Here is a 3,327-nt window from a genome sequence, read left to right as displayed (position 1 = left end):
TTCCGCATTGACCGGTCATCCGGCCGCGCGGCCGGATGACCGGTCAATGCGGAAGCCATAGCGCGCGGCCGCGCCCATCATGCCGGAAATCGCCCCCGATGCGCCGACGAGCGGCACCTCGCCATAGGGATGCAGCGCCCAGAACAGAACAACCGAAGCCAGCCCGGTCACCGCGTAGAATATGGCGAAACGCAGCGCGCCGAGACGATTGGCGAGCGGCGAGCCGAAGGCCGCAAGCCAGATCATGTTGATGGCGATGTGGGCAAAGCCACCATGCATGAACGCATAGGTGAATGGACGCGTGAACAAGAACCAGTCGAAGCCATATTTGCCGGTGTAGAGCACCGGAATGAAGGCTCCGTCGTAAAGCAGCGTCATCTGCTGCGTCTCGTTCAGCACATATTCCTGCAGCAGATAGACGACCGCGCAAATGGCGATCACCGCAAGCACGACCGGCGGCAGGTTGAACACCGGTTCGCGGCGCCCTGGCTCGGGCGCCTCGTCCGGCGACGGTTCGGTTTCAGCGGGGCTTGCCGGTTCGCTCATGCGCCTTCGCAGGTCCGGGAGTTAGGGTTCGGCGAGCATGTAGATCACGCCCGTTCGAATCACAAACGGCTAATCGCCACAGCGTCCCAGCAGAAAAGGGGCGAATCAGAACAGGGTCGAATCAAAAAAAGAGGCCGTCCAGGTGTCCCCCTGAACGGCCGGTCGAGTCCCCTGCTCCCCGTAAACTCGTGACTGAAGTGCTGCCGATCGCTGCTGAAACGACCGTTTTGGAGTGACTTTTGTGTGCCACGGGCCTCGGCAGCGCGCAATGTAAACCATTTGTTAACCTTAACGACCCCGAGGCGTGAACAAACGTTAACGATACTGGCACGCATCCTGCTCCGCACCGCATGAAGGTCATCGGAGGGCGCCCTGTCTGTTCGCCGATGGGACATCAAAAGACAGATTGTGCGGAGCGGAATGGAAATGAAAGAAAAAGGATCGATCGCGCTGTTCCAATATTGGAACCAGTTGCGTGATGGCCGCCTCGCCCCGAAGCGATCGGAAGTGGAGCCGGCCGACATCAAGTCGCTTCTGGCAGACACCTTCATCCTCGAGCGCGACACGCGCGGCGAAGCGGTGTTCCGACTGGCCGGCACGAGGCTCTGCGCCTATTACGGACGCGAGCTCAAGGGCTTCTCTTTTCCTTCGATGTGGCGCGAGAAGGACCAGCGTCTGGTGTCGCGGCTGATGCAGGGCGTCTTCGATCAGAAATCGGTGCTGTTCATGACTTACGAGGGATTCAGCCGCAACGGCCGCTCCAACAAGTTCGAGCTCCTGGCGCTGCCGTTGGACGGGGGCCACGAGAACCCGCGCTGCCTCGGCATTATCAGCACCGCCGAAAAGCCTTTCTGGCTGGGCGCGGACCCGCTCGCCGACGCGCTTATCGACACGATCCGGGTGATAGATCCCGACAAGGAGCCGATGTTCCTGAAGAACCGGCCGGCGATCGAGGTTCCCTCGCTCGTTCCGTCCGAATTCGATCCCCCGGAAACCATTTCGGCGCTTGGCCGCGTGCGCCGCATCCGCCACTTGGTCGTCCTCGACGGCGGACGTCACGAATGAGCCTGGCCGCACGAGATTTTCCCCTCACTCGCGGTTAATTTTTTCGCGTCGCGCGAGCCTCCAGGCCCAGGCGTTCGCGGCCGATTTTTCCCGTTTGTTAACCTGCTTCGCTGTAGTTTTTCGGGCGAAATTCCACGCATCGTCGCGCGGAATGCCAATGGGGTGTAGGCAGTCATGAGGTCAGCGGCGGTAGAATTCGCACCGTCACGAGCTGAGCGGCGCAATTTTCAGCGTGTCCGGGTCAAGATTTACGGCCGCTTCATGCTGGAAGACCGCACCGAGCATCCATGCCAGGTGATCGACATGTCACCCGGCAATGTCGCGCTGCGCACCGACCGTATCGGCATGCCGGGCGAGAAGGTCATCGCCTATATCGACCATATCGGCCGCGTCGAGGGCATCGTGACGCGTACGTCGCAGGACGGTTTCGCCATGACCGTCATCGCCTCCGATCGCAAGAAGGACAAGCTTGCCGCGCAGCTCACCTGGCTTGCCAACAAGCATGAGCTGGACCTCCCGGAGGATCGTCGCCACGAGCGCGTGGCGCCGCGCAATCCGATGAGCGTCCTGCAGCTCACCGATGGGCGCCAGTATCAGTGCCGCATCATCGACCTGTCGCTCTCGGGCGCCGCGATCGAGATCGACGTCAAGCCGGCGATCGGCATCCAGGTCATGCTTGGAACCATGCGCGGCCAAGTGGTGCGCCATTTCGAGGACGGCATCGCCATCGAATTCGCAGTCATCCAGCGGCCGGAAACGCTCGACCAGGAATTCAACGCGCCGCGGTCCTGACGCAAGCCACCGCAAAGCGAAAACGAACCGGCCCTCGGCGGCCGGTTTTTTGTTGCCCGGTTTTCACCCGAAATAGGCCACCCGGCACCTACCAAATCTTTACAAATCTGAACAACCCAGGCCCACGATAGTTCAACTTTTATGCTTATTCGACCGGCGTTTTACTCAATGTCTACTTCGCGTTTTTGCGTCAAATAAATCCCAACGTGGCACAGTCTCCTCAAACGGGGAGACTACAAGAATGAAGATGACGAGGGGCAAGCTGTTGCTCTTGGCAATGGCGATGCAGCTTTCCGCCTGGGGCACGGCAAGCGCGGGACCGGTTTTCATGCATACGGGTGGCCGCACCACCCAGCCGGTCGGTCACTATGATTTCTGTCAGCGCATTCCGGTCGAGTGCAACGAGCGGACACCGAAGGGACCGCCGGTCGAACTGACGCGCAAGCTGTGGGCGACGATCATCAACATCAACAATTCGGTCAACGCCCGCGTCAAGCCGCGCACCGACATGGAAATCTACGGTGTCGAGGAATACTGGGCCTATCCTGACAATGGTGTTGGCGACTGCGAGGACTACGCGCTGGAGAAGCGCCGCGAGCTGATGGCCGCGGGTGTCCCGGCCGGCAATCTGTTGATGACGGTGGTGCGCCAGCCCAATGGCGACGGCCATGCCGTGCTCACCGTGCGCACCAGCCTCGGCGAGTTCATCCTCGACAATCTCGAGCCAAAAGTGCTCGCCTGGAACGATACGGTCTACACCTATCTCAAGCGCCAATCGACGGAGAATTCGGGCGTTTGGGTGACGATCAACGACGGCCGCGAGGATGCGGTCGCCAGCGTCCGCTAAGGCGCCAAAGCGATTAGCCACGTCGTGCCCGCGCGACGTGCTTAGGGAAAAGCCCGGTCGAGTCCCCACCCTCCCCG

The 3,327-nt window shown here is 60.9% G+C and carries 3 protein-coding genes and 1 pseudogene; 3 read left to right on the top strand and 1 reads right to left on the bottom strand.

Going from position 1 to position 3,327, the window contains the following annotated elements:
- Positions 1-30 precede the first annotated feature (30 nt).
- A pseudogene (locus E5X34_RS28060) lies at positions 31-546 on the bottom strand (rhomboid family intramembrane serine protease); the annotation flags it as partial.
- A gap of 426 nt (positions 547-972) precedes the next feature.
- On the opposite strand from E5X34_RS28060, the gene E5X34_RS28055 reads away from it, so the two are divergent.
- From E5X34_RS28055 to E5X34_RS28045, 3 genes are all read left to right on the top strand, one after another.
- A complete protein-coding gene (locus tag E5X34_RS28055; RefSeq protein ID WP_292571663.1) occupies positions 973-1,611 on the top strand; it encodes a PAS domain-containing protein in 639 nt (212 codons plus the stop codon).
- A gap of 174 nt (positions 1,612-1,785) precedes the next feature.
- A complete protein-coding gene (locus tag E5X34_RS28050) occupies positions 1,786-2,403 on the top strand; it encodes a PilZ domain-containing protein (protein ID WP_292571660.1) in 618 nt (205 codons plus the stop codon).
- 241 nt (positions 2,404-2,644) lie between these two features.
- On the top strand, positions 2,645-3,250 hold the full coding sequence (locus tag E5X34_RS28045) for a transglutaminase-like cysteine peptidase (RefSeq protein ID WP_292117609.1): 606 nt from the start codon (positions 2,645-2,647) through the stop codon (positions 3,248-3,250).
- The last annotated feature ends 77 nt before the right edge of the window (positions 3,251-3,327 follow it).

It is taken from the genome of Mesorhizobium sp. (genome assembly GCF_004963255.1).
In the GTDB taxonomy this organism is placed as follows: Bacteria; Pseudomonadota; Alphaproteobacteria; order Rhizobiales; family Rhizobiaceae; genus Mesorhizobium.
This window is presented reverse-complemented; position numbering and strand designations above follow the sequence as displayed.

What these genes read in the sequence shown, in the direction of transcription:
- E5X34_RS28055 (WP_292571663.1), top strand. Translation starts at nt 973, where the DNA reads ATGAAAGAAAAAGGATCGATCGCGCTGTTCCAATATTGGAACCAGTTG.
- E5X34_RS28050 (WP_292571660.1), top strand. Translation starts at nt 1,786, where the DNA reads ATGAGGTCAGCGGCGGTAGAATTCGCACCGTCACGAGCTGAGCGGCGC.
- E5X34_RS28045 (WP_292117609.1), top strand. Translation starts at nt 2,645, where the DNA reads ATGAAGATGACGAGGGGCAAGCTGTTGCTCTTGGCAATGGCGATGCAG.